This window comes from Cupriavidus gilardii, assembly GCF_013347325.1.
In the GTDB taxonomy this organism is placed as follows: Bacteria; Pseudomonadota; Gammaproteobacteria; order Burkholderiales; family Burkholderiaceae; genus Cupriavidus; species Cupriavidus gilardii.
The window spans coordinates 2006800-2033591 of record NZ_CP054624.1; the positions used below are offsets into that span (position 1 = coordinate 2006800).

A 26792-nucleotide genomic window follows, 5' to 3' on the forward strand; every position below is an offset into this window, starting at 1 on the left:
CGACAACCGGGCGCGATGCGGGGCACGCCAACCTCACGGGTTGGCGTGCCCCTGTTCCGTCCGGTGTTGTGGCCGAGCGCTCGACTGCTTGTCTGGATACCGAACCACCAGTGCAAAGCTCGCCCAACACAGCAGGGTCATCGACAAGGCCACGGCGCCGAGTTGACCGCTCGGCAGGAACGGCGCCGTGGCCTGTGTCGCCAGGGCGCCCGTCGCGAGCAATGCCAGCACCATCAGCGCCGACGCGCGTCCGAGTTGGGCGTTCGGCACCGACAGCGCCTCGCTGAACGCGGTCGGGCCGCGTATGCCCAGCACCGCGCAGAACGCGGCCCAGAACGCCAGCAGCCACGGATAGGAAAGTCGGTCGGCCCACCATGCCGCCAACAGCGCGGTGCAAAGCAGCCCATGCAGCAGCGCGCCCAGCTGGATCGCATGGCGCGGGCCCAGCCGGTTGCTGATCCGGCCGGCCTGGCTGGCCGCGACGATGAACCCCGCCACGCCGCAGACCTGCGCCAGCGCAAAGCCGCTCTGGCCTGTGCCGGCGAGCGCGGGAAGGACTTGCGGCGCGCTGGCGACGAAGGCGATCAACGCGCCGAACGACAGCGAATGGGCCAGCGCCAGTCCGACGAAATGCCAATTGCACAGCAGGGCGCGATAGCCGACCCGTCCGGCTTTCTCCTCGGTCTCTGGCAGCGCGACCGGTGTAGCCCGCAGTGCGAACGGAGCGGACACCAGCGCGACGATGCCGATGATGGCGAAGGTCGTGCGCCAATCGGCGATCAGCAGCAGCGCGGTGCCAAGGACCGGCCCGGCAGCGGGCACGATCGCCTCGATCATCGCGATCGCGGCGATGCCGCGCACGCCGTCCTGTTCGGGCAGCGTCGCGCGCACGACGGTCGGCACGACCACTGTCGCGGCCCCCGCCGCGATGCCTTGTATCAGGCGAAGGCCAAGCAGCACCGGCAGATCAGGCGCCAGCGCGCAGCCGAAGCTGGTCAGGATCAGGGCCAGCAAGCCCGTCTGCACGCAGCGCCTCGGGCCGATCCGGTGCAGCATCTCGCCCCAGACCAGTTGCGAGGCGGCCAGGCCCAGCAGGAAGATCGCGATCGTCAACTGCCCTTGCGCCACCGTGATGCCGAGATCGCGCTGCATCGTCGGCACGGCAGGCAGATACAGGTCCATCGTCAGCATGCTCGCCGCCGTGATGGTGGCCAGCGGAAGGACCGTACGAATCGATGGCTTCGACAAAGGAGACTCCTTGCAGCCGGCACGGACACTAAGTCCGTCGCCGCATCACCAGATACAGCCCGGCGGCGGCGATCGCCATGCCGGGCCAGGCCGCCAGCGGGATGGTCTCGCCCAGTACGGCCCAGGCGATCAGCGCGGTGGTGGGCGGCACCAGAAAGAACAGTGCCGAGACGCGCGAGGCCTCGCCGTGGCGGACCATCGCCAGCAGCAGCGTCATCGCGACGATCGAGTTGGCGACGACCAGATAGGTCAACGATCCGAACAGCGCCGGCGTCCATTGCACCCGCATCGGTTCGAGCCACCACGCCAGCGGCGCGGTCACCGCCAGCCCGACGCCGTATTGCACCAGATTGGCCGTCAGCGGATGGGTGTCCCGGCCGAAGCGCTTTTCCCACAGCGTGCCGGCGGTCATCACCAGCAGGGCCAGCACCGCGAACAGCAGCGCCAGCCGCGACGACAGGTCGATCGACGAGGTGGCGACAATCACCATCGCGGCGCCGCTCGCGCCCAGCAGCAGGCCGATCCACCGCACGCGCCCGACCCGTTCGCCGGCGATCGCCGGGGCAAGCAGTCCAACGAGAATGGGCTGCTGCGAGGTGATCAGCGCCACCGCGCCCGACGACAAGCCGTACTTCAGGCTCAGATAGGTGAACGAGAAATAGCCGGCCTGCAGCAGCAGGCCCACCATCGCCAGATGGCCCCATGCCGCCCACGTGGCCGGCAAGGCGGGCCGCACCCACAGCCACGGCAGCACCAGCAGCGCCACCACGCACGCGTAGCGCAACGCGAGAAAGGTCAGCGGATCGGCGTAGGCCAGGCCGAGCTTGAGGAAGACGAAGCCGCTCGACCACAGCAGCAGAAACAGCGCGGGCGCGGCCTTCAGCCATGCGGGGACGGCGCTTGCGGAGCGGGTCGGCGGGATCATGGAGGGACGGGATGTCGGTCGGGGGCGGGCCGGTGTCGGTCTGGCGCCGACTACCGTTTCGGTCCAGCGGGAATACTATACGAACTCGCTCCCCGGCTCCCGCCCCCGCGGCTCACCGAACCAATAACAATGAAGCCCGACGCCAGACTCGTTACCGGCCCGATCGGCCGTACCCTGCTGCTGTTTTCGCTGCCCGTGCTCGGCAGCAACATCCTGCAATCGCTGAACGCCTCGATCAATTCGATCTGGGTGGGCCATTATCTCGGCGAGGCGGCGCTGACGGCGACGTCGAACGCCAATATCGTGCTGTTCTTCCTGCTCGGCGTGGTGTTCGGCATCAGCATGGCCAACACCATCATGATCGGACAGGCGGTCGGCGCGCGCGACCTCGACGAGGCCCGGCGCGTGGTCGGCACCAGCACCACGTTCTTCGTGCTGCTGTCGGTCATCGCCGCGGCGCTGGGCTATCTGTTCACGCCGGACATCCTCGGCGCGATGGGCACGCCTGCGGACGCGCGGCCGCTGGCGATCCGCTATCTGCGGATCATCTTCCTGGCGCTGCCCTTCATGTACTTCTACAACTTCGTGATGATGACGCTGCGTGGGGCCGGCGACTCGCGCACGCCGTTCTATTTCATGCTGTTGTCGGTGGTACTGGACGTCGCGCTGAACCCGCTGCTGATCTTCGGCCTCGGACCGATTCCTCGCATGGACATCGCGGGCTCGGCGCTGGCGACACTGATCGCGCAGCTCGTCAGCCTGGCCGCGATGATGTGGCTGCTCTATCGCCGCAAGCATTTCCTGACGCTGCATCGCGGCCAGTTGCGCTACCTGCGGCCCGACCTCGGCATCCTGCGCGCGCTGGTGACCAAGGGGCTGCCGATGGGCCTGCAGATGGTGGTGATCTCGTCGTCCGCGATCGTGATGATGGCGCTGGTCAACCAGTACGGCTCGCAGACCGCGGCAGCGTATGGCGTCGCCTCGCAGCTATGGACCTACGTGCAGATGCCGGCGCTGGCAGTCGGCGCCAGCGTCTCGTCGATGGTCGCGCAGAACGTCGGCGCCAGCCGCTGGGATCGCGTCGGGCGCATCACCGGCATGGGGCTGGCATTCAATCTGGCGATGACCGGGGCGCTCGTCGGCCTGGTCTATCTGTTCAACCGGCATTCGCTGGGCCTGTTCCTGCCGGACGACGGCGGCGCGATCGAGATCGCCCAGCACATCAACGCGATCGTGCTGTGGTCGTTCATCCTGTTTGGCTTCACCATCGTGCTGTTCGGCACGGTCCGCGCAACCGGCGCGGTGATGGCCCCGCTGGCGGTGCTGTTCGTGTCGATGTGGGTGGTACGCCTGCCGTTCGCCTGGTGGCTCGGCCGCACGATGGGCGCGGACGCGGTGTGGTGGAGCTTCCCGCTCGGCTCGGTGGTTTCGATCACGCTGGCCGCGGCCTATTACCGCTTCGGCAACTGGCGCGCCAGCCAGATGCTGCCGGCCGCGCGGCCAGCCTGCGAGGTGGTCGGCCAGGCGCCGGATACCAGCATGGGAACGCCGGCGGAGGATGCGTTGAAGCCGGCCAATGAGCCAGCCTGAGCCTCGCCGTTTCCAGGGTGATACGAAGGCGTGCCGCTCGGTGTCCGAAAAACGAGTACAAGATTTCGGACAAGCAGCCTGCCTTTATCGGAAGAACTCGCCCCGCATCACAAACGTATAGTCTGCCTCGACCGCCATCAGCCAGACCAGCACCAGCAGGCACAGCGGCGGCAGCAGGATCGCGTAGACCAGCGCCAGGCGCTCCCACGCCATGTGCATGAACACGGCGACGATCAGGCCGGCCTTGGCGACCATGAAGATCAGGATCAGCGTCCAGCGCAGCGCGCCCTGCACGTGGAAGTAGTCGACCGCATACGACATGGCCGACAGCACGAACAGCAATCCCCAGATCTTCAGGTAGAGGCCGATCGGATGGGCCTGGCCGGTGGCGCCGTGCCCCTGGTCGGCCGCGGGCGCGCCGCCGTGCGACGGCATCGGGGAATCGTGCAGCATGGGCTCGGACATGGCGGACCTCACCACAGGTAGAAGAAAGCGAAGATGAACACCCAGACCAGGTCGACGAAGTGCCAGTACAGACCGGCGATTTCGACGATCTGATAGTTGCCGGTGCGCTCGTAGCGGCCGCGCAGCACGCGCATGGCAACAACCAGCAGATAGATGACGCCGCACGACACGTGCAGGCCGTGGAAGCCGGTGATCATGAAGAACGACGAACCGAACTGCGCCGCGCCCATCGGATTGCCCCACGGACGCACGCCCTCCTCGATCAGCTTGGTCCATTCGAACGCCTGCATGCCGACGAAGGTGGCGCCGAGCGCGGCGGTGGCCAGCATCAGCACCGCGCAGCGGGCCCGGTCGCGCCGATAGGCGAAGTTGACGGCCATCGCCATGGTGCCGCTGCTGGTGATCAGCACGAACGTCATGATCGCGATCAGGATCAGCGGAATCGATTCGCCGCCGATCGTCAGCGCGAACACCTCGCTGGGATTGGGCCACGGCACCGTGGTCGTCATCCGCACCGTCATGTAGCTGATCAGGAAGCAGCTGAAGACGAAGGTGTCGGACAACAGGAAGATCCACATCATGGCCTTGCCCCACGACACCTGGAAGGCGTGCCGGTCCGAACCCCAGTCGGCCAGCATGCCGCGCCAGCCGCCGTGCGCGGGGGCCGCCGTGTGCGCCACCGATTCGGCCACGCGGTCGCCGGGATGCAGTTGGGTCGCCATATCGCCTCCTTCGCTTGCCTGGCCGCCTGTTGCGCGTACTTGCTGCGCGTACTTGCTGCGCGATCAGGCGGTACCGCAGATGTAGCGCACGATTTCCGGGGTCAGCCAGCCGAGCGCGGCCAGCAGCACCAGCCATACCGCCAGCATGAAGTGCCAGTAACGGGCCAGCAGCCGCACGCGCAGCGCGGCCCCGGCCCGCGCGCCGGCGCGAACCCCCTGCCACGCGGCGATCCACGCCACCAGGCCGCCGACCATATGCAGGCCGTGCATCCCGGTCAGCATGTAGAAGAAGCTGCCGGCCGGATTGTTGGCCGGCAGGATCTCGGCGGCGCCCAGCGCCTGCCACACCCACAACTGACTGGCGACAAAGCCCAGCGCGCCGATCCCGCCCAGCATCAGCGCGCGCCGCGCGTTCGTGTGCTCGCCGGTCCGTGCCGCACGGGCTGCCTGCCACATCGCCACGCTGCCGACGACCAGCAGCGCCGTCGACAGCCACACTTGCCACGGCAGCGCGATCCGATGCCAGTCGGCCGAGTCCATGCGCAGGCCGAAGGCGACGACGAACAGCGAGAACAGCGAGGTGACCACGCCCATGAAGACCCACAGCGCGACGCTGGCGGGCGTCGAGCCGGACGCGTGCTGACGCATCGCATCGCCGCCGCGAGGGGCGGGGCCATCGTCGCCGCGCGTGACTCGGTACAGTGCTCCGGTATTCATGCGACGGCTCCCTGGCTGGCGTGCGGTTCCGGTTCGGCGCCGCCGGCCTCCGGCGGCGCATTCTGCGCGATGAAATCCTCGCGCGCGCCGGGCACGCTATAGGCGTAGGCCCAGCGATACACCACCGGCAGATGCGGGCCCCAGTTGCCGTGTTCCGGCGGCGTCTGCGGCGTCTGCCATTCGAGCGAGGCGGCGCGCCACGGATTGGCGCCGGCCGGCTCGCCGTGGCGCGCGCTCCGGATCAGGTTCCAGACGAACAGCAACTGCGCCGCGGCCACGACGAAGGCCGCCACCGAGATATAGGCGTTCAGCACGTGCGCCGACTCGGGGATGAACGCGTAGTTCTCGAAGGCGTAATAGCGGCGCGGCATGCCGAGGATGCCGAGGTAATGCATCGGGAAGAAGATCGCGTAGGTGCCGACGAAGGTGACCCAGAAATGCACGCGGCCCAGCGTGTCGTTCAGCATTCGACCGGTGACCTTCGGGTACCAGTGATAGATGCCGCCGAACACGACGAGGATCGGCGATACGCCCATCACCATGTGGAAGTGCGCGACCACGAAATAGGTATTCGACAGCGGGATATCGACGCTGACGTTGCCGAGAAACAGGCCGGTCAGTCCGCCGATCAGGAAGGTGCTGATGAAACCGATTGCGAACAGCATCGGCACCGAGAAATGGATGTCGCCGCGCCACAGCGTCAGCACCCAGTTGTAGACCTTGATCGCGGTCGGAATCGCGATGATCAGCGTCGTGGTCGCGAAGAAGAAACCGAAGTACGGGTTCATGCCGCTGACGAACATATGGTGGGCCCACACCACCACCGACAGCACGCCGATCGCCAGGATCGCCCACACCATGGTCCGATAGCCGAAGATGCTCTTGCGCGCGTGCACGCTGATCAGGTCCGACACGATGCCAAAGGCCGGCAGCGCGACGATGTAGACCTCGGGATGGCCGAAGAACCAGAACAGGTGCTGGAACAGCAGCGGGCTGCCGCCCTTGTAGTCGAGCTGCTGTCCCATCGACACCATCGACGGCATGAAGAAACTGGTGCCGATGGTCTTGTCGAGCAGCATCATCACGCCGGAGACGAACAGCGCGGGAAACGCCAGCAGCGCCAGGATCGTGGCCATGAAGATGCCCCAGACGGCCAGCGGCATCCGCATCAGCGTCATGCCTTCGGTGCGCGCCTGCAGCACCGTGGTCACGTAGTTCAGGCCGCCCATGGTCGCGGCGACGATGAAGATCAGCAGCGACACCAGCATCAGGATGATGCCCCAGTCGTAGCCGGGCGTGCCGGGCAGGATCGCCTGGGGCGGATACAGCGTCCAGCCGGCGCCGGTCGGCCCCCCTGGCACGAAGAAGCTGGCGAGCAGCACGATCACCGACAGCAGATAGACCCAGAAGCTCAACATGTTGAGGAACGGGAATACCATGTCGCGCGCCCCGACCATCAGCGGGATCAGGTAGTTGCCAAAGCCGCCGAGAAACAGCGCGGTCAGCAGATAGATCACCATGATCATGCCGTGCATGGTCACGTACTGGTAGTACGCGTTCGCGTCGATGAAATCGAAGCGCCCGGGAAAGCCCAGCTGCATCCGCATCAGGTTCGACAGCACGACGCCGACCAGCCCCACCACGATGGCGACGATCGTGTACTGCACCGCAATCACCTTGTGGTCCTGGCTCCAGACATAACGCGTCCAGAAGCTGGTGGGCCCGTGGTGGACGGCATCGTCGGCGTAGGCCATGGTGATCTCTCCTGCGGTCGGTGACCTGTCGTGGCGGGCCGCATCCGGCTCCGGACACGGCGCTGCCCTCTGTACTGCTGCGCTGCGGTTGCGCCGTGCCTATTTGCCCGCCGCCTCGCGCGGCGCGCCCGCGGTGGACCGGATATAGGCGATCAGCGCGTTGACCTCGTCCTCGGTGAGCGGCATCTTCGGCATGATCGGCGCGAAGCCCTTGACCACACGCTGCTGCGGCTCACGGATTTCGGTACGCAGATAGTCGTCGTCGACCTTGGCGCTGCTGCCGTCGGTGAAGGTCGTCGTATGCCCGTACAGGCCCTTCCAGGTCGGCCCGACGCTCGGCGAGCCATCGGTGCTGTGGCACGCGACGCAGCCCTTGCTCTGCGCCAGCGTCCTGCCCTGTTCGGCGAGATCGGCGGCAGCGGGCCCGGGCCCACGTGTGCCGATCGGCTGCGCCGGCACCGTGGCGGCGGCGGCGGGCTGCCCCGCGCGCATCGCGACGAAGGTCTGCTGCTTCTGCAGCCAGGCGGTAAAGGCGGCCGGCTCGTCGACCACCACCTTGCCGCGCATGTTGTGATGGCCGACCCCGCACAGCTGCGCGCACAGCACGTCGAAGGTACCGGCCCGCGTCGGCGTGAACCAGAACGATGTCACCATGCCGGGCACCATGTTCATGCGGGCGCGGAACTCCGGCACGTAGAAGTCGTGCAGCACGTCCTTCGAGCGCGCCAGGATCTTGATGGGCCGCCCCAGCGGCAGATGAAGTTCCGGGCCGGCGACGATGATGTCGTCCTGTCCGTTCGGATCGTCGGGATTCAGTCCGAGCGGATTGCCGGGGCCGACGAAGCGGGGATCGGTGGTGCCGAATTGCCCGCCCGCGCCCGGGAAGCGGAAGCCCCACGACCACTGCTGTCCGACCACCTCGACCAGCATCGCATCGCGCGGCGGACGCACATAGTCCGCATAGACGAACAGGCCCGGCGCCAGCAGCGCCATGATGCCCAGCGTGGTGCCGCCGATCAGCCAGAGTTCGAGCTTGTGATTGACCGGCTGGTAGGCCGCGCGGCTGCCGTCGCGATGGCGATAACGCCAGACCATGTAGCCGACGAACAGGTTGATGCCGATGAAGAAGGCGCCGGTGATGACGATCGTGATGGTCAGCGTGTCGTCCATCTGCTTCCAGTTGGACGCGAGCGGCGTCGCCCACCACGGGCTCAGGAAGTGGAAGAGCACCGAAGCGACAACCATGACCACGAGTGCGATGGCGAGCGCCATATCGACCCCTCCTTCTGTGCCGCCGGCACGAGGGCTGCCCAAGTCACGCAGGTAGGATAAGACTAGTGCATCCGATCAGCCCGATTCAAGGCAAGGCGACGCGCAGGCCGTGCCGCATCGCACAAGCCATGCGCCCTCGATGCATGGGCGACGCACCGGCACCGGCACGCCCATGAAAAACGGCGGCCGGAGGCAAACCCCGACCGCCGCGCATGCGCCGTCGCGCCTCAGTGCGTGACGTCCTTGCTTTCCAGCTTCCAGTACGCCGCCGCCGCACACATGCCGAACACGATGTTGCCAAACAGGGTGTGCCAGCCCCGCGCATCCGCAAACCACGGGAAAAAGCGCGTCATGCCATGGAAGTTGATCAGGTAGATCACCAGGCCGAACACTGCGCCGACCAGCAGCGCCATGCCGAGGCTGGAATCGAGCTGGAACGGCGCCATGATCGCGGCCAGGATCATGCCGAGCACGGCGCCCAGCACGAAGTGGATCACCAGTGCGGCCGTGACCGTCGCCAGGCTGAACATGCCGCTCTGCAGCACGTCGGGGCCCATGACGATGGCGGCGATCATCCGCGTGGTGGGCCATGGGTTGGTGTCCGCGATCATGGTCGACCAGAACAGCTCGAGCACCAGCAGCAGCGCGCCGGCAGCCAGGCCGGACACAGCGGCCGCGCTCCAGTCGGGCACGCGGCGCACATAGTGGTGCGAATGCATGTGAAGTTCCATTGCCACCTCCGTACGCTGTGACGAGACCGGGTCTCGTTCATTTGCACAGCATAGGACACGCGGCCGCGATCGGCGCAAAGGCCTGCATGCCTCGGGTCAACCCCGAGCGGCAAAGACCTTGGATAGTGCGCCCCGCTGCCTATACTGCAGGCATAACAGCATTCCCCACAGAGAGAGAGGAAAGGAGACCGCCATGCCGACCCTGGACATGCACGACCTCGTGTTCCTGATTCCGATGGCGCTGGTTGGGATTATCGTGATGGGCATGGTGCCCGTTGCAGCGCGGCCACTGCAGATCAGTTGCCGCACGCTCGGCGCAATCGCCGGCGCGCTGCTGGGCCTGGCCGTGCTCGAGGCGATCCCGCTGCTGATCTGAACGGATCAGCTGGCCACGGGCTCCGAGCCGGTCCTCGACCGACTCGGCACTTGCCGGTGCGACTTGCATCGCGACCGGCGGGGAGGCTGACATGTCCCTGTTCTGGATCGCCACCCTGCTCGCTGCCGCGCTGGCGCTGACGGTCGGACGCGCGCTGTGGCGCAGCATGCGGCCCACGCGGATGCGCTGGCGCCATTGCCGGCGGATGCGGCGGCGCGCCATGCCGACGCCGCGCAACCGGCCGCACGCCGGCTCGCATGGGGTCCAGCAAAACCGCCTGCACCACGGCTAGCAAGGCTTCCTGCGACGCATCATTCCAACGCGAAGGGAACGCTCGCGTCGCGTGCCGACGCCGTGCGTCAGATCTCGATCATCGCGAAATCGGCCTTCGCCACATCGCATTCCGGGCAGCGCCAATCTTCGGGAATCTCTTCCCAACGCGTGCCGGGCGCGATGCCGTCGTCCGGCCAGCCCTGCTCCTCGTCATAGACCCAACCGCAAATCAGGCACACCCAGGTCTTGTAGGCGACGGCTTCCTGCTGCAAAACTCACTCCTTTATTCAATCCGGAGCGAATCATACGCGTTTTTGCTGCGGCGCCACGATGAGCAGCCCGCGCGCGGTCCGGACGAATGCGGCTGCGCCCCCCCGGCGTACAGGGGCGTCGGGCTGGCATGCAGGTTGCAGCGGATTGGCGATCCCGCTTCCGATCCGAGCACCGCCGATGCCCGCCATTCCACGCGACGCACCCGGGGACCATAGCCTGGCCATGCTGGCCGACCCCTATCGCTTCATCGCCAAACGCTGCCGCGCGCTGCAATCCGACGTCTTCGAAACGCGCGTGCTGCTGCGCCGCACGCTGTGCATGACCGGGCCCGAGGCGGCCGCGCTGTTCTACGATCCGCAGCGGTTCCAGCGCGGCGGTGCCGCGCCCGAGCCGGTGCGCGCGACGCTGTTCGGCAAGGGCGGCGTGCAGACGCTCGACGGCGACGCGCACCGGATGCGCAAGGCGCTGTTCATGCATGCGACCGCGCCCGAGCGCATTGCGACGTTGTCCGACGCGGTCGCGCAGCAATGGCTGCTGTCCGCGCGGTCTTGGTCCGATGGCCAGCCGGTGGCGCTGTACGACGCGCTGCACCCGCTGCTGACCCGCGCCGTCTGCAGCTGGGCTGGCGTGCCGTTGCGCGAACACGAGGTCGAGCCCCGTTGCCGGCAACTGACTGCACTGTTCGACCAGGCGGCTGCGCCTGGACTGGGCCATTTCCGCTCGCGGCGCGCACGCGATCGCGTCGAGGCGTGGCTGTCGCGGCTGATCGATCAGGCACGGGCCGGGCAGTTCGAGATTCTCGAGCACACGCCGATGCATACTGTGGCGTGGCACCACGATGCGGATGGCCAGCTGCTGCCGCCGCGCATCGCCGCCGTGGAACTGGCGAATCTGCTGCGGCCGACCGTGGCGGTCTCCGTCTTCATCGTGTTCGTCGCGCACGCGCTTCACCTGCATCCGGCATGCCGCGAGCGCCTGCAGCAAGGCGATCCCGCTTATCTCGACGCCTTCGTGCAGGAGGTGCGGCGCTGGTATCCGTTCTTTCCGGCGGTGGTGGCGCGGGTGCGGGACGATTTCGAATGGAAAGGCTATCGCTTTGTGCGCGGCCGGCGCGTGATGCTGGACCTGTATGGCACCAACCACGATCCGCGCAGCTGGGACGACCCGGACGCGTTCGCGCCCGAGCGCTTCCTGGCCCGCGCGCCGACGCCGTTCAACTTCATCCCGCAGGGCGGTGCGCAGGCCGCCGACCATCATCGCTGCCCGGGCGAGGGCATCACCGTCGCGCTGATGAAGCAGGCGGTCCTGTTCCTGCTGCGCGGGCTGCGTTATACGGTGCCGGAGCAGGACCTGACGCTGGACTTCGGCAGGCTGCCGGCGCTGCCGCGCGATCGCATGGTGATTCGCGACGTGCGGCTGGTGCACCGGCGCGCCGGCGCCGCTACTGCCGGATCGTGAAGTCCACGCGGTTCGGCGAGCCCTTGTCCTTGATCCCGTCGGTATCGAGCTTGGGCGCGGTCAGGAACAGGCGCGCCTCGGGTACCTTGCCCTCGCGCTCGAGCGCCTGCTTGACGGTCAGCGCGCGCCGCTCGGCCAGCTGCCGCAGGCCCGAGTCGGTGACCGGCGCGTTCTGCAGCAGCAGCGCTTCCATTTCCGCGGTCGGCAGCGACTTGGCCATGCCGATCAGGTTGCGCGGCTTCTTGATCGACGAGCGCCGGTAGACCGCTTCCAGGTACTTCGGGTACTCCTGCGGGCTGACGGTCACCTTGGCACCCTGCTCGCCGTCCTCGTCGTCGGCCGCGCGCTGCTCGCGCGCCGACTGCCGCAATTCGCGCACCTTCTGCTCGGCCACCTGCTCGCCGAGCCAGGCTCGGCGCGCACCGGCGGCATCGGTGGCCGGATCGATGCGGCCGGTGATCTCCAGCCGCAGGCCGGGCCGATCGTTCAGCGCCTTGCCCAGCGTCTCGACCTTCTTGCGCCCGGCATCGGTCAGATTCGCCGAACCGGGGGCAAACTCGACATAGCCCAGTTCGTCGCCGCCGCCAAAGGCCGAGGCGATCAGCGAAAACGGCGAGGTGATGGCCTTGGTCAGCAGATTGATGATCACGCGCACGATGACGCCGCCGATGCTGAACTCGGGGTCCGACAGCGAGCCCGACACCGGCAGGTTGACGTCGATCACGCCATTGCGGTCCTTCAGCAGCGAGACCGCCAGCAGCACCGGCAGCTTGGTCGCGGTCGGGCTGTCGACCTTGTCGCCGAACGTCAGCTGGTCCAGGAACAGATGGTTGCTGGCGTTCAGCTGGCCGTTCTCGATCTTGTAGGCGACGTCGACCGTCATCTTGCCCTTGGTGATCGGATAGCCGGCGTACTTGGTCGCATACGGGGTCAGGCGCGTCAGCTCGACGCCGGCCGCCTTCGCGGCGATATCGAGGTAGAGCTGCTCGCCGAGCGGGTTCAGCTTGCCGCTGATCGTCACCGGGGCATCGTCGTCGAGCCGGCCCTCGAGCACCAGATCCGCCGGTGCCGGATCGCCGGTCGACACCTTCGAGATCGAGCCGTGCATGCCGGTCAGGTTGGCGGTGTAGTTCGGCTTGACGAAGAAGTCCGAGAAGTTGATGTTGCCCTTGTCGATCTTCACACCGCCGATGCGGATCTGCGGACCGGCCGCGGTGCCCTTGGTCGAAGGCGCCGCCGGCGCGGAGGCGCTGGCAGCGACCGTGGCCGAGGCGGACTGGGCCTGGGGCGCGCTGGCCGGTGCCGGCGCGGTGCTGGCCTGCGTCAGGCTGGTAGTCGGCGCCGGCTGGCCCTGCTGCGCGCCGCCGGACACCACGTCCTGCAGATTCAGCCGGCCGTTGGCGTTCAGGATCACGCGTGCATAGAAGTCGTTCAGCGCGATCTGGCCCAGCGCCAGCCGCAACGGCCCCTTGCTGTCGTCCATATGGAAGTCGATGCCGCTGAGCCCCAGCGAGCGCCAGCGGATGAAGTCCTCGCCATTGAGGCGGTCGACCGTACGCACATTGCTCAGCTGCGCGGCGCCGGCGAAGGTCGCGGCCACCGGCTTGCCGCTGGGCACGGCGACCGCGAGCTTGCCGTTGACGGTGGCATTGCCCGCGCGCAGCGCGGCGTTGAAGCGATCGGCGAGATAAGGCTGGAATGGCGCCAGATCCAGTTGCTTCGCATCGACGCGCATCTGCAGTGCCGGCAGCGTGGGCTGCACGGTACCGTCCAGCGACAGCACGCCGCGGCGGCCCGATTCGGCCTTGGCCTTCAGTGCGATCGGCGTGGCGGCCAGGGGCCAGCGGACGGCGCCGGTCTTGACGTCGATCCCGCGCAATTGGTGGACCACGGGGCGATTGCCGTTGGCAGCGGCCGGCTGGTAGTCGGTCAGGCGCAGCTTGCCGCCGTCGATGGCGATGCTGCCGACTTCGACCTGCCACGGTTTGGCGGGCGCAGCGGCGGCGTTCGTCCGCGCCGCCGCGGTCGAGGCCCGGGCGGCCTTCCCGCTCGCGGCCCGCGACTGCGCCACCCAGATGCGCGAGGCCTCGACCAGTTCGCCGCGATGATCGCGCACCGCGGCAAATTGCGGGTGGCTCAGGCCGATCTGTGCGACCTGCAGCGACTGCGCGGCCAGATCGAAGCGCAGGCCGTCCAGCGTCAGCTTGTCGGCGCTGACCAGCGGCAGCTTGTCGCCGACCAGATCGCCGCGCTGGCGGGCGCGTTGCTCGCCACGCCTGGCGGCGGCCTGGTCCACCGGCGCAGCGGCAACGCGCGGGGCCGCGACCGGATCGCGCAGGGCCACATGGACGTTGCTCATCGCGACGCGCGAATTGTCCAGCGACAGCGCGAAGGCCGGCGCGGCCCACGACATCCGGTAGTTCAGTTCGGCATCGAGCGCGGACTGGCCCAGTTCGATGCGCAGCTCGCCCGGGAACCAGGCGGCGAAGGTCTGCGGCTGCAGTCCGTTGGCGCGCAGCGTGCCGGCCAGCGTGGCGTCCCGCAGCGACAATGCGCCCTGGTGCGCGATGGTCTGGCCGTCGGCCACCGCCAGCGTGGCGTCGAGCCTGGCCGGCTTGTCGCTGTCGCCGGACAGCCCATCGATCTGCACGTCGATCGGGCCGAGCGCCAGCGTGCCGGGGCCGGAGAACGCCGCCTCGTCGCGCAGTGCGACGCGGGCCTGCTTCAGCGCGACGCGATCGATCGTGTAGCGCCAGGGCTTGGCGTCGGCGGCGGGCCGCGCCGTCTGTGCCGTCTGCGCAGCGGCGGGTGCCGAAGCGGCCGGTGCGGAGGCGGAAGCCAGCGGGGCGGAGGCGGAAGCCGATGCGGTTGCCGGGGCCGATGCCGATGCCGATGCCGATGCGGCCGCGGCGGGCGCAGCGGGTTGCGCCGCTGCCGGGGCCGTCGCCGTTGCCCGCGGCAGGAAAGCCGTAGCGAGGTCCAGCGTGCCATCGGCGCGCCGCAGCGCGCGCACGTCCAGCCCGTCCAGCGTCACGCCGCGCAGATGGATCAGATTGTCGGCCGGCGCCAGCCGCGCGATATCGACCGTCAGGTTGCCGGCCTGCAGCAGCGGCGTGCCGTCGCGCTTGCGCACATCGGCCTCGCGCAGCGAGGCGGTGCCGGAGACCTCGATCTGCTGCTGGTCCTGCTGCTGGCGAAAGCCCACGACCAGCCGCGTATCGAGCTTGCCGGCCTTGACCTCGGCGTCGGTCAGCCGGGGCGCGAACGGCATGAAGCGGACCAGATCCAGGCCATTCAGATCGAGGTTCAGCTTCGCTTCGCGCGCATCGGCGAACGGCAGCATGGTGCCGCTGACGGCCAGCGGCGAGCCGTTGATATGGGCGCTGATGGTGGGCTGCGTGACGATATTGACGTCGTGCGGCAGGTTCGACAGGAAGGGCAGCGTGACGGTCAGATGATCGACGCGCTGCGTTTCGCCGAGCATCTTGTCGTCGAAGCGCAGCGAACTTTCCGTCAGCGCGATGTTGTTGATCGAGAAGCGGGCCGGTTCGCCATCGTCCGGACCCTTGGGCCTGGCTTCCAGCCGGTCGCGGATATCGTCGAAACTGAGCCGGCCGTCCGCTTCACGGACGACATGGACGGCGAGGCGGTCGATATGGACCGCGTCGACCACCGGAGCGAGGCGCCACAGCGACGCGATCGACGCGTCGATGTCGGCCGACCCCAGCGTCAGCATCGGCGTGGTGCCGTCCGGCTCGAAGATCGTGACATCGCCGACCGTCGCGGCCAGCGAGAACGGCCGCACCTGGGCCGTGCCGATCGTCACCTTGCGTCCCAGCGCCTCGCTGGCCTGGCTCGCCGCCAGCGAGCGGATCAGCGGCGGTCCGCCGAAGTAGCCGGCCAGACCGAAAATCGCCACTGCCGCCGCAATGCCGCCCGCCACGCGCAGGCCGGTACGCCGGCGCGGCGTCGCCGTGGCGGCCTGCATCGAAATCTTGAATGCCATGTCGTCCCGAAGAATTTGACCCCCACAACCGCACGCGCCGGGCGGTTCCGCCTCGCCGTCATCGCGGCCTCGCGCCCTCCCGATACACGTCCTTGGCTCCAGTTGTGCTCTGGATCCCACTTTTTTGGGCATTATGGTAATGCTTCATGACAGTGTGCGGGGGATTATTGCGACCGGCGCGCCGGCGGCGGCGCGTCCGATCTGGTATCGTTTCGCCTTTGCGAAGCGTTCCGTCGCATGCCAGAGGCGCACCCGTCCTCTGGCCCTGCCTCTCTCCCGCGCTGTACCCGCCGGCCGTACCCTCACACTTACCCGTGTTAGCGCGCTTCGCATGCGATCTCTTCCATGCGAGTTTCCCCAATGTCCACCACCAGCAGTACTGTTGGCGCCGGCGGCGCGTCGCTCGAACGCGCCGCGCGCCCGCTGACCGGCCAGGATTACAAGACCCTGTCCCTCGCCGCCCTGGGCGGCGCCCTCGAGTTCTACGACTTCATCATCTTCGTCTTCTTCGCCACCGTGATCGGCCAGCTGTTCTTCCCGCCGTCGATCCCGGACTGGCTGCGGCAGCTGCAGACCTTCGGCATCTTCGCGGCCGGCTATCTGGCACGTCCGCTGGGCGGCATCATCATGGCCCACTTCGGCGACCTGCTCGGGCGCAAGAAGATGTTCACGCTGTCGATCCTGCTGATGTCGGTGCCGACGCTGCTGATGGGCCTGCTGCCGACCTATCATGCGATCGGCCTGCTGGCGCCCGTCGCGCTGCTGCTGCTGCGCGTGCTGCAGGGCGCGGCGGTCGGCGGCGAAGTCCCGGGCGCCTGGGTCTTCGTGTCCGAACACGTGCCGACCCGTCACGTCGGCTATGCCTGCGGCACGCTGACGGCGGGGCTGACCGCCGGCATCCTGCTCGGCTCTCTGGTGGCGACCGGCATCAACACGATCTTCACGCCGGAGCAGCTGACCGACTGGGGCTGGCGCGTGCCGTTCCTGCTCGGCGGCGTGTTCGGCATCGCGTCGATGTATCTGCGCCGCTGGCTGCATGAAACCCCGGTATTTGCCGAGCTGCAGCGCAAGAAGGCGCTGGCCGCGGAAATGCCGCTGAAGGCCGTGGTGCGCGACCATCGCGGCGCGGTGGCGGTGTCGATGCTGCTGACGTGGATGCTGTCGGCCGGCATCGTCGTCGTGATCCTGATGACGCCGACTTTCCTGCAGAAGCTCTACGGCTTCGACGCGCGCACGGCGCTGGTCGCCAACAGCGTGGCCACGCTGTGCCTGTCGATCGGCTGCGTGGTGGCCGGCGCGCTGGCCGACCGCATCGGCGCCCGCCGCACGCTGTTCTTCGGCGGCCTGTTCCTGGCGGTCAGCAGCTATCTGTTCTACACGGTGATCCATCAGCGCCCCGACCTGCTGCTGCCGCTCTATGCGATCGCAGGCTTCGCGGTGGGCACGATCGGCGCGGTGCCGTTCGTGCTGGTCAACGCCTTCCCCGCGCATGTCCGCTTCTCCGGGCTGTCGTTCTCGTACAACCTGTCGTACGCGATCTTCGGCGGGCTGACGCCGATGGCGGTGACGCTGATGCTGAAGAACGATCCGCTGGCCCCCGCGCACTATGTCGTCGCGCTGTGCGCGCTGGGCATGGTGACGGCGCTGTTCGCACGCAAGTCCGCCAGGCTGTAAGCGGAGCGGGCGGCCGGCCAGCGCGGGGCGGACCCTTAGCGCCGATGCTCGCGGAAGAACTCCCACATCAGCATGCTGGCCGCGGGGCCGGTATCGCTGTGGTAGCGATAGGCCGGATCGCCGCCGCTCCACGCGTGGCCGAGCCCGGCCACCTCGCATAGCTGCACCAGCTCCTGGCGCGCATGGCCGAAGCGGGACTCCAGATAGTGGCCGGCGGGCACGCGCGCGGCATCGCCTTCGTCATTGGCCCGCTCGCGCGGCACCGGCTCGCCGTTGCGGCGCTGGCTGTCGACGCGATCCGGCAAGCGGTTGTAGGCCAGGAATTGCCGCGCCAGCAGCCGTGCATTGACCGGATGCACGACCTCGTCGTCCATGCCATGCAGGATCAGCGCCGGCATCGGCTTGCCGGCGAGCGCGGCGCCCGCCGCATCGAGCAGGGTAGCCGGCTCGGCCCGCGAGCCGTGCTGCATCGCCCGCAACCCCGAGCGCGCCGAATCGGCGGCACCCACCACCACGCCGGAATGCAGGCCGACCGCGGCGACCTTGTCCGGATAGCGCAAGGCCACCACCGCCGCCATCGCGGCACCGGCGGACAGCCCGGCCAGATAGACCCGCTGCGGACAGACATCGCGCCGCAGCGCCAGCGCATCGATCAGCGCCGCGATCGCCTGCGCTTCGCGCGCGCCCTCGCTGGCGGCAAGGTCGAACCATTGCCAGCAGCGCTGCAGTTGCCGGCGCAGCGGCTGTTCGGCATAGGCGACCAGGAACCCCTCGCGCTCGGCCAGCGCATTCATCCGCGTGCCGGCAGCGAAGTCTTCGGCCGTCTGCCGGCAACCATGCAGCATCACGACCAGCGGCAGCGGCCCCGCGTGCCGGCGCGACGGCTCGTAAAGCCAGTAGTTCATCTGCGAAACAAGTTCGCCCGGCATCGCCGGCAGCTTCAGGCGCCGCTGCGACCACTGGCCCGGCAGCGGCCCCGCGGGCAACGCCAGCGGCGGCGGCACGCGCATGCGCGCGGCCGGTGCCGCGGTGCCCGGCCCATGCAGCCGGTCGAACCAGCGGCCAAGGTGACGGGCCGACTGGCGGGGCAGCGTGCCGATCTGCCGCCATGGGCGCTGCCAATTTCCCATCAAGCTTCTTGCCATGCGCGTGTACGGAAGCGCGAGAACGCTCCGGTTCCATTTTTGCTGCGTTGCAGCATAGCACATGGCGTTGAACGCAATTCGCTTACCAATGTAGGACAGTGACTGACAGCACACCGGCAATCGGCTCGCTATGGTTTCGCCATGGCGAACGGGCAGCCCCGCCCCGCAGCCGCCATTCGAGGCGATTCTCGATACCGGTATCTTCATGCGGAACACGCTTTTGCTTTCGTTGCCCCACCCATGGCGCGCGGCCGCGCTGATCGCCTGCGCATCGTGGCCGGCCGTGGCCCAGCATGGCAACGCCGCCGCCTCGACCACCGCGGCGCCCAGCATGTCCGCACTGGCCCGGCTGCTGGTCGGCGTGGCAGACGGCCGGCCTACCGGCATGAACGGCGTCACCCGGCTGACCGGTTCCGGCGCCAATACCGATGTGGCGCTCGGCTCCGCCTGCCGCGAGCTGACGCGCTCCGGCCCGATCCTTCTCGATACCGCCACGCGCCTGGACGGCTGCCGCGGCGAGACCGGCAAGCGCGTCGTCTTCCATCTGAATCTGGTTCGCTTCGACGCGTCGCGCGAGGGCACCGCCGCCTTCATGGCCAGCGCGACGCCGGCACTGGTACGCGGCATCTGCCGCAATCCCGATGTCCCGGTGCTGGGCCGACTGGGCATCGCGCTGGTGTTTCGCTACACCGGCATCGGTGACCGTCCGGTCGGCGAAATCGCGATCGCGCCGGGCCGCTGCGACCAGGAATGAGCGCGGCATCGGACTGCGGGCAACGCGTCCGATAGAACACCGTCCGCGTCGAACTGCGATAGTCGCGGCATGGCGCATTGGCTAGATTCCTCCGCTTCACCGTGTCCGTCCGGAGGTCGCTCGATGCCATCCCCCTTTGCCAATCGCGCGCCGTCCATCGCGGCGACGATGCGCCAGCCTGCCGATGCAGCGCTCTGAGCGCCGGCTGTACGGGCTGATGTCGTGCGGCTGCCTGCTGTGGGCGGCGCTGGTGGCAGCGGAGCTGGGCCGCACGCAGACGCCGCGCGACGATACCGCAGCCGTGCGCGAGCGGCTCGCCGACACGCTGACCGGCGCGGAACGCCGCTGGCTCGCCGCGCATCCGGTGGTGCGCTACAGCGCGTCGCCGATCGGTGGGCCGATGGCCTTCGTCGGTGCCGGCGGACATGCGGCCGGCATCGCGGTGCAGGCGCTGGAGCAGGTCGGCCGCATCACCGGCCTGCGTTTTCTGCCGGTCTGGCAGCAGGACCCGGCGGCCCGCGAAGCGGCGCTGCGCGACGGCACGGTGCTGCTGGTGCCCGCGGTGCCGGCGGACTGGTCCGCACCGCCGTCCGCACTGCCGTCCCCGCCTCCCGATGCCGCCGCGATGCGCGAACCCGGACGGCGCGCGCACCGGCTGCAGCCCTCGCTGCCCTATCTGATCACGCCATGGGTCATCACCACGCACGCCACCAACCGCAAGATCCGCGACGCGACCGCGCTGGCCGGCATGCGCATCGCCGTGCGCCGCGGCAGCCCCGGCCTGGCGGCGCGCCTTGCGCAGGTCCCCAACGCCACCATCATCCACACCAGTTCCACCAGCGAGGCCTACCGCATGGTCGCGCACGGCCAGGCCGACGCCGCGGTCGATACGCTGACCTGCGCCCACTACATGGTCCGATACGCCTTCGCGCCATGGCTGCGCGTGGCCGCCCCGCTGGGCCCGCAACCGGCGGCGATCGGCTTCGGCGTCTCGGCCGCCGCGCCGCAGCTGCGCATGATCCTGAACAAGGCGCTCGCCGCCATCCCGCCGACGCACTGGGACACGCTGCGGGCCGGCTGGGCGCCGTCGGCATCGATGCCGGCCACCGTGCCGGCACAGGTGTCCGCGCAGCAGCGGCAGCGGCCATGGCTGCTGACCGGCTCGCTCGGCACCATGCTGTGGATGACCGCAATGGGGGCATGCGCGGTCGCACTGCATCGCCACGGCCGGCGCATCGCCCGTGCCGCCACCACGCTGCACCGCCGCCTTGACGGCGGGCGCCCGGCCGGCCGCTCCGCGCCGGTACCGGACGTGGCGGCATCGTCCGGCGCGGACCGCCTGGGCTTCCTGGCCACGATCTGCCATGAGATCCGTACCCCGATGCACGCGGTGATCGGCATCCTCGACCTGCTGAAGCACAAGGCCGCGATCCATGGCGAGGCCCGCCACTACATCGACACGGCGCACGACTGCGCCAGGTCGCTGGTCGCGCTGGTCGGCGACCTGCTCGACATGGCCAGGCTGGAGGCGGGACGGATGGAAATCCGGCCGGAGCCGGTGCAGCTCGATACGCTGTTGCGGCAATGGGTCCAGGCGTTCCGTCCGCTGGCATCGTCGCGCGGCCTGCGCATCCGCCTGCAGCTGGACGCGCTGCGGGCCCGGCGCCACCGCGCCGATCCGCAGCGGCTGCGGCAGGTCGTCGGCAATCTCCTCAGCAACGCGATCAAGTTCGGCGGCCATGGCGACATCACCGTCAAGCTCGAGAGCGCGGGCGAGCACGTCGATCGCGAAACCGTGCGGATCATGGTGCGCGACCGTGGTCCGGGCATCGCCGCGGAGCAGATGCCGCGGCTGTTCGAACCGTTCTACCGGGCCGCGGAAGCCGGCGGACCCGGCGGCACCGGCCTGGGCCTGTCGATCTCGCGGCAGCTCGCCCGGCAGATGGGGGGCGAGCTCGAACTGATCAGCCGGCCGGGCCACGGCACCACCGCGCTGCTGACACTGACGCTGGCCGCGGAATCGTGCAGCGCACGCGCGCCGCAGGGCAACCGTCATCCGGTCCCTTGCGGCGAGCCCGCCATCGCGCCGCTGGGCAAGCGCTATTGCGCGCTGATCGTCGATGACCATCCGGCCGGCAGGATGCTGCTGGCCCGCCAGTTGCGGCATCTGGGCGTGGAAGCCGTCGCTGCCGGCAACGCGCACGAGGCGCTGGTGCGGTTCGCCTCGCCGGACGCCGCATTCGATCTGGTGATCCTCGACTGCAATATGCCGGGCATGGACGGCTTCACGCTCGCGCGCAGGCTGCGCGTCCAGGAGCGCGCCCTGGCGCGACGGCGCGTGCCCGTGTTCGGCTACAGCGCCGACGCGCGGCCGCATAACCGTCAGCAGGCACTGGCGGCCGGCATGGACGATTGCCTGTTCAAGCCGATCGATCTCGACACGCTCGGCCGCGCCCTGCAACAGTGGCTGGCCGATCCGCCGGACGGGCAGCGCGTGCCGGCGCCGTTCGCCGCGGCCACCCCCGCATCAGCCTCCGATGCCGCGATACGGGCGGCCTTGCTGGCCGGCAACACCGCGGACCTGGCCGCGCTGCGCGTGGCCGTCGCGCGTGCAGACTGGCAGGCGGCCCACGCGGTCGCGCACCGCATCAAGGGCGCCGCCCGGCTGGTATCGGCCGATGCCGTCGCGCAGGCCTGCGAGGCCCTGGAAGCGGCCTGCGGCGACGGCGATGCGGCTGGCGTCGCGGCTGCGATGACGCAGCTGGTGCCGGCGCTGGCGCGGTGGGCCAGGACGCTGTCGCGCTGAGGCGTGCGCGACGACGCGATCCGCCGCGCCTGGCCTGGCCGCAGCATGCGCTCGAGTCCGGCGTTTTGAGATTGGTCTTATCCTTTCGCGCTGCCTTCCCCGCTAATCTGGCGGGGCATTGCAGCGCTTTCGGCCATTTCCCGTTTTTGGTCTGGAGGCCGGCATGCGCGCTGTCGCTGTATCGGGCCGAGGCATCGTCCTGTCCGTAGCCCCAACGTGTCACCGGCTACCCGATACCGATTCGACGCGCCTTGCGCCGCACGGCATTTGCCGCGCGGCGCTTCTTTTCCGATGGGCCGCACGCTCCGGGCACCAGTTGCGCTGCGCGCGGCTGCTCGGCAAGCCGGCGCAGGAGCAATGGCATGGCACTGAACATCGTCGTCGCGGACGACCATCCCGCGATCTCCCTGGCGATCCGTAGCGTTCTGCAGGGGCACGCCGGCTGGCAAGTCTGCGCTGACGCGACGACGCCCGAGGCGTTGTTTCGCGCGATCGCGACGTGCACGCCCGACGTCGTGGTCACCGACTACCATATGCCCGGCGGAGAGGCCAAGGACGGATTGCGGATGCTCGGCCAGATGCGACGGCAGCATCCGCAGATGCGCGTGGTGGTGCTGACGATGATGACCAACCCGCTGATCCTTCGCGCAATCGCCGAAGTGCCGGTGCAGGGCATCCTGCTGAAGGATTCACCGCTCGACGAACTCGTGCATACGCTGGTCCAGGTCGAGCGCGGCCGCACCTATATCGGCAGATCGGCGGCGCGGATCCTGGCGGAATCGAGCGCGCGCTATCCGTGCCCGGAGGAGCGGGCCGGCATCGGCAGCCTGTCGGTGCGGGAAACGGAAGTGTTGCGGCTCTATCTGAGCGGCAAGTCGGTGACGCAGATCGCCACCGCGCTGAGCCGCAGCGTCAAGACGATCAGCCGGCAGAAGAACTGCGCGATGCAGAAGCTGGGGGCGAGCAACGACAGGGAACTGTTCGACTTTGCCGCCCGCCAGGATTTGATGCTGCCGCAGCCGTCGGCGGGTTAGCCGACGGCGTACGGCCGAGGATGCGCGCTTACTCGGCGGAGCGCGGCGCCGCGATGACCGGCGACACGACAGTTTCGCCGCCATCCTGATCGTCGCCCGGGCGGCGCTGCTTGGCGCCGGCAGCACGCTGCTCCCAGAAGACCGCGTTGTCGATGCCGAGCGGACCGGGCACGAAGTTCGGATCGATGCCCTGGCGCTTTTGCGCCTCGTAGTCGCGCAGTGCCTTCAGCGCGGGCTTCTGCAGGATCACGATCGCCACGATGTTGAGCCATGCCATCAGGCCCACGCCGATGTCGCCCAGCGCCCAGGCCAGCGTCGCGGTGCGCACGCAGCCGTACAGTGTGGCGGCCAGGATCGCGACCTTCAGCAGGAACACCAGCCACGGGCGGTGGATCTTGCGGTTGATATACGCGACGTTGGTTTCGGCGATGTAGTAGTAGGCGACGATCGTCGTGAACGCGAAGAAGAACAGCGCGATCGCGACGAAGGCAGCGCCGAAGCCGGGCAGCACGCTTTCGACCGCATGCTGGGTGAAGCCAGGGCCCGCTTCCACGCCGGCCAGGCCGGTGTGCAGCGCTTCCTTGGCGGGGCCGACCACGTTGTAGGCGCCGGTGATCAGGATCATGAAGGCCGTCGCCGAGCAGACGAACAGCGTGTCGACATAGATCGAGAACGCCTGCACCAGGCCCTGCTTGGCCGGGTGCGACACTTCGGCAGCCGCCGAAGGATGGGGGCCGGTACCCTGGCCGGCTTCGTTCGAGTAGACGCCGCGCTTGACACCCCACTGGATCGCCAGGCCCAGCACCGCGCCGAAGGCCGACTCCAGGCCGAAGGCGCTACGCAGGATCAGGCTCATGACCTCGGGCAGCTTGCCGATATTGAGCGCGATGATGACGCAGGCGACCAGGATGTAGCCCAGCGCCATGAACGGCACCACGATTTCGGCGAACTTGGCGATACGCTTGACGCCGCCGAAGATGATCAGCCCCAGCAGGATCACCAGCACCGCGCCCGTCACTGCCGGTTCGATGCCGAACGAATTGGCCATGCCGGCCGCGATGCTGTTCGACTGCACGCCGGGCATCAGCACGCCGCAGGCCAGAATCGTCGCCAGCGCGAAGATCCACGCGTACCACTTGGTGCCGAGCCCCTTCTCGATGTAGTAGGCCGGACCGCCGCGATACTGGCCGTCGACCTCTTCCTTGTAGATCTGCGCCAGCGTCGATTCCACGAACGCCGTGCTGGCGCCGAGGAAGGCCATCACCCACATCCAGAACACCGCGCCCGGACCGCCGAAGGTAATGGCGGTCGCCACGCCGGCGATATTGCCGGTGCCGACCCGGCCCGACAACGACATCGCCAGCGCCTGGAAGGAACTGACACCCTGCGCCGACGACTTGCCGTCCAGCATCAGCCGGATCATGCCGAAGAAGTGGCGCACCTGGGCGAATCGAGTGCGAATGGAGAAATACAGACCGACGCCCAGGCACAGATAGATCAGTGCCGAGCTCCAGATGACGCCGTTGATGGCATCGACGATTTCGTTCATGGCGAATCTCCGAGTCGGGTCCGGGCGAGATGGTGCCCGTCATGTCGGCGGTCGAGGTGCCCCGGGGTCGAGGCAAAACCGCCCCCCTGGAAAAAGGCGTAACCATACCGCAACCGATCGTTATCTCCCCACCTAGGGAGAACCCGAATTCGTCGTCCGAAACGGCGCCTGGCGCGTTGTGGGATGGAGGATCGTGCACCACGAACGGGCATGACCCGCGGGGTCGCCGACGCCTGAAATTGTGTCGATGGGAAACAAAAAGCCGGCACTGACAGGCGGTTTTTACGTCACCGAACCACAAGTTACAGAACTGTTTCATGTTGTCGCCGCCGAGGCCGGCCGCAGGCCCGATCGTGCGTCGTAACCTGAACGCTCCCTACCGCTCCGATGGATGCAGAGGAATCTCATGTCTGAACGATTGATCATGCTGGACGTGCCCGGGGTGCTGTTCTCCGAGCGCTCCGCCGCGCGGCTGGGCGGCAAACCGGAAACCGGCGCGGTGCGCGAACTGCGCCTGTTCGATCCCGTCGCACTGGGCTTCGTACGGCGGCTGTTCGGGCTGGCCGGCGCCCGCGTGGTACTGCCGCACGCCTGGGGCGTCGGCGCCCGCTCGGTCCTGGTGCAGCAACTGGACCTGCAGGTGCATGCGTTTGCGCCGGCCGCCACCGGCGGCTTCGGCGCCGAGGTAGCCGCCTACCTGGCAGCGACCCGGCCGATCCCGCAGAACTTCGTGGTACTGACCGCCGATGCGGCCTCCGTCGACCCGTCGCTGCAGTCGCGGCTGATCGCACTGGACCCGGCCAACGGTCTGACGCTGGACGACTTCAAGCAGGCGCTGGACCTGCTGGGCGTTGCGTGCCCCAACGGCATGTACCCGCCGACGCAGCCCGACCCGCGCCTGCAGGCCCGCCTGCAGCAGCTGCGCCGCGCCGCGCGCCATGGCGCCCTGCCCGGGCTGGTGCCGTCGTCCGTGGCCGAGCCCGCGCACGCCTGATCCGAGCTGCCCGCCCGACGGCCGCGTGCGTCGGGATCGGCCCGCATAGGCAGGCCCGCCCCCGCGTCTGCATAATGTGGCGCATGAACCGAGGGGGCGGAGATGACAGCAGCCGCGCTGGCTGACCGACGCGGCATCCACTGGCGACGCGGCTGGCCGCGATATCTGCCAGCGGTCCTGGCCGCGGCCTGGACGCTGGGCTTGCAGGCCCAGCCTGTCCGCACGCCGGACACCACGGCCCCCTCCGCCGCTGCTGCCGCCCCGCCCGCCGACGCTGGCACGGCTCCCCCGGTCTGCCAGGCGCCCTGGTTCCGCAGCGGTGCCCGCGCGCAACTCGAGGCCGATGGCCAGATGCCGATGTCGATCACGATGACGGTGCGCCATCCCGGCCCCGTGCCGGGCGGCTGCGCGGCCTGGCTCGACATCCACTCCAAATCCGCGCTGGCGGCGATGATGGGACCGCCGGTCGTCATGGACCAGATGCACCGGCTGACGCTGCTCGGCGATGCGGGCGCCGCCCACGGCCGGATCAGCAGCCAGCACGCGACCATCAATGCGCAGGCGCGCTATGCCCGGCTGTTCGGCGAGGCGTCGTTCGAAGGCACGGGGCTGTTGTCCTATGCCGGCCACGACATCCGCGAAGGGGTCACGTTGCCCGGCGAGTCGCTGCACTCCAGCGCCAACCTGCAGATCAACAGCCTGCATTCGGGCGAAGCGGTGACGACGATCCGCGTGCCGCGCGCCTCGATCCACATCGGCGAGCGACGGGTCGGCCGCCGACAGCACATCGACACGCCGCTCGGCCGGCGCGAATGCCTGCCGATCCGCTACGACAAGCAGGCCTCGCTGGGCGAGGTCCATATCGGCGACGACGTCGAACGGCCCGACCCCTACAGCATGACGGTGACCGACTGGTACTGCCCCAGCGAAGCCTTCGTGTTGCGCACCGAGATCCGCCAGGGCGACCAGCAGCAGGTCATCGAGACCACGGCGATCGGCATGCCGGACAGCGGGCGGTAGCACACC

At 68.7% G+C, this 26792-nt stretch carries 22 protein-coding genes; 10 read left to right on the forward strand and 12 right to left on the reverse strand.

The window, feature by feature from the left end; genetic code table 11:
• Positions 1-33: 33 nt before the first annotated feature.
• A complete protein-coding gene (locus FOB47_RS09065) occupies positions 34-1248 on the reverse strand; it encodes an MFS transporter (protein WP_053823413.1) in 1215 nt (404 codons plus the stop codon).
• 28 nt (positions 1249-1276) lie between these two features.
• Positions 1277-2173: a DMT family transporter gene (locus FOB47_RS09070; protein ID WP_174780658.1), complete on the reverse strand. Its 897-nt coding sequence runs from the start codon at positions 2171-2173 to the stop codon at positions 1277-1279.
• 129 nt (positions 2174-2302) lie between these two features.
• Between FOB47_RS09070 and FOB47_RS09075 the strand changes: the two genes are divergently transcribed.
• Entirely contained in the window at positions 2303-3763 is a 1461-nt protein-coding gene (locus tag FOB47_RS09075) for an MATE family efflux transporter (RefSeq protein ID WP_174780659.1), read from the forward strand.
• Positions 3764-3847: 84 nt separating this feature from the next.
• On the opposite strand, the gene FOB47_RS09080 is transcribed toward FOB47_RS09075, so the two are convergent.
• The 6 genes from FOB47_RS09080 to FOB47_RS09105 all read right to left on the reverse strand — a co-directional run bounded on the left by FOB47_RS09080 (position 3848) and on the right by FOB47_RS09105 (position 9424).
• Positions 3848-4198 carry a cytochrome C oxidase subunit IV family protein gene (locus FOB47_RS09080; protein ID WP_174780966.1) on the reverse strand — a complete coding sequence of 117 codons (351 nt, stop codon included), beginning with the start codon at positions 4196-4198 and terminating at the stop codon, positions 3848-3850.
• Between the two features lie 38 nt (positions 4199-4236).
• Entirely contained in the window at positions 4237-4866 is a 630-nt protein-coding gene (locus tag FOB47_RS09085) for a heme-copper oxidase subunit III family protein (protein ID WP_232963366.1), read from the reverse strand.
• A 147-nt stretch (positions 4867-5013) separates the two neighbouring features.
• Positions 5014-5667 carry a cytochrome c oxidase subunit 3 gene (locus FOB47_RS09090; RefSeq protein ID WP_174780660.1) on the reverse strand — a complete coding sequence of 218 codons (654 nt, stop codon included), beginning with the start codon at positions 5665-5667 and terminating at the stop codon, positions 5014-5016.
• Complete coding sequence (ctaD, locus tag FOB47_RS09095) at positions 5664-7421, reverse strand: cytochrome c oxidase subunit I (protein WP_174780661.1); 1758 nt, start codon at positions 7419-7421, stop codon at positions 5664-5666. The genes FOB47_RS09090 and ctaD overlap by 4 nt, the downstream gene beginning before the upstream one ends.
• Before the next feature lie 99 nt (positions 7422-7520).
• On the reverse strand, positions 7521-8693 hold the full coding sequence (locus FOB47_RS09100) for a c-type cytochrome (protein WP_174780662.1): 1173 nt from the start codon (positions 8691-8693) through the stop codon (positions 7521-7523).
• Between the two features lie 227 nt (positions 8694-8920).
• Positions 8921-9424: a hypothetical protein gene (locus FOB47_RS09105; protein WP_174780663.1), complete on the reverse strand. Its 504-nt coding sequence runs from the start codon at positions 9422-9424 to the stop codon at positions 8921-8923.
• A gap of 193 nt (positions 9425-9617) precedes the next feature.
• Between FOB47_RS09105 and FOB47_RS09110 the strand changes: the two genes are divergently transcribed.
• Complete coding sequence (locus tag FOB47_RS09110; protein ID WP_006578697.1) at positions 9618-9800, forward strand: hypothetical protein; 183 nt, start codon at positions 9618-9620, stop codon at positions 9798-9800.
• A 91-nt stretch (positions 9801-9891) separates the two neighbouring features.
• Positions 9892-10092: a hypothetical protein gene (locus tag FOB47_RS09115; RefSeq protein ID WP_053823407.1), complete on the forward strand. Its 201-nt coding sequence runs from the start codon at positions 9892-9894 to the stop codon at positions 10090-10092.
• Positions 10093-10159: 67 nt separating this feature from the next.
• Here FOB47_RS09115 and FOB47_RS09120 read toward each other — a convergent pair whose 3' ends face one another.
• A complete protein-coding gene (locus FOB47_RS09120; RefSeq protein ID WP_023264193.1) occupies positions 10160-10345 on the reverse strand; it encodes a rubredoxin in 186 nt (61 codons plus the stop codon).
• Between the two features lie 178 nt (positions 10346-10523).
• Here FOB47_RS09120 and FOB47_RS09125 point away from each other — a divergent pair, with 178 nt between their 5' ends.
• Positions 10524-11804 carry a cytochrome P450 gene (locus FOB47_RS09125; RefSeq protein WP_174780664.1) on the forward strand — a complete coding sequence of 427 codons (1281 nt, stop codon included), beginning with the start codon at positions 10524-10526 and terminating at the stop codon, positions 11802-11804.
• On the opposite strand, the gene FOB47_RS09130 is transcribed toward FOB47_RS09125, so the two are convergent.
• The gene (locus tag FOB47_RS09130; protein WP_174780665.1) at positions 11788-15810 is read right to left on the reverse strand and encodes a DUF748 domain-containing protein; all 4023 of its coding nucleotides are present in this window, start codon (positions 15808-15810) and stop codon (positions 11788-11790) included. The two genes, FOB47_RS09125 and FOB47_RS09130, sit on opposite strands and share 17 nt — an antisense overlap.
• A gap of 360 nt (positions 15811-16170) precedes the next feature.
• Here FOB47_RS09130 and FOB47_RS09135 point away from each other — a divergent pair, with 360 nt between their 5' ends.
• Positions 16171-17484, forward strand: a complete 1314-nt coding sequence (locus tag FOB47_RS09135) for an MFS transporter (protein ID WP_174780666.1) — start codon at positions 16171-16173, stop codon at positions 17482-17484.
• Positions 17485-17519: 35 nt separating this feature from the next.
• Here FOB47_RS09135 and FOB47_RS09140 read toward each other — a convergent pair whose 3' ends face one another.
• Complete coding sequence (locus FOB47_RS09140) at positions 17520-18614, reverse strand: extracellular catalytic domain type 1 short-chain-length polyhydroxyalkanoate depolymerase (protein WP_244959211.1); 1095 nt, start codon at positions 18612-18614, stop codon at positions 17520-17522.
• Positions 18615-18849: 235 nt separating this feature from the next.
• Here FOB47_RS09140 and FOB47_RS09145 point away from each other — a divergent pair, with 235 nt between their 5' ends.
• From FOB47_RS09145 to FOB47_RS09155, 3 genes are all read left to right on the forward strand, one after another.
• Entirely contained in the window at positions 18850-19383 is a 534-nt protein-coding gene (locus tag FOB47_RS09145; protein ID WP_244959212.1) for a hypothetical protein, read from the forward strand.
• 184 nt (positions 19384-19567) lie between these two features.
• Positions 19568-22189 carry an ATP-binding protein gene (locus FOB47_RS09150; RefSeq protein ID WP_174780668.1) on the forward strand — a complete coding sequence of 874 codons (2622 nt, stop codon included), beginning with the start codon at positions 19568-19570 and terminating at the stop codon, positions 22187-22189.
• A 362-nt stretch (positions 22190-22551) separates the two neighbouring features.
• The gene (locus tag FOB47_RS09155; protein ID WP_053824531.1) at positions 22552-23223 is read left to right on the forward strand and encodes a response regulator; all 672 of its coding nucleotides are present in this window, start codon (positions 22552-22554) and stop codon (positions 23221-23223) included.
• A 28-nt stretch (positions 23224-23251) separates the two neighbouring features.
• Here the strand turns inward: FOB47_RS09155 and FOB47_RS09160 are convergent, their stop codons facing one another.
• Positions 23252-24772 (reverse strand): alanine/glycine:cation symporter family protein, encoded by a 1521-nt coding sequence (locus FOB47_RS09160; protein WP_174780669.1) that lies wholly within the window; start codon positions 24770-24772, stop codon positions 23252-23254.
• Between the two features lie 406 nt (positions 24773-25178).
• On the opposite strand from FOB47_RS09160, the gene FOB47_RS09165 reads away from it, so the two are divergent.
• Entirely contained in the window at positions 25179-25766 is a 588-nt protein-coding gene (locus tag FOB47_RS09165; protein ID WP_232963224.1) for an HAD domain-containing protein, read from the forward strand.
• Between the two features lie 102 nt (positions 25767-25868).
• Positions 25869-26786, forward strand: a complete 918-nt coding sequence (locus tag FOB47_RS09170; protein WP_244959213.1) for a hypothetical protein — start codon at positions 25869-25871, stop codon at positions 26784-26786.
• The last annotated feature ends 6 nt before the right edge of the window (positions 26787-26792 follow it).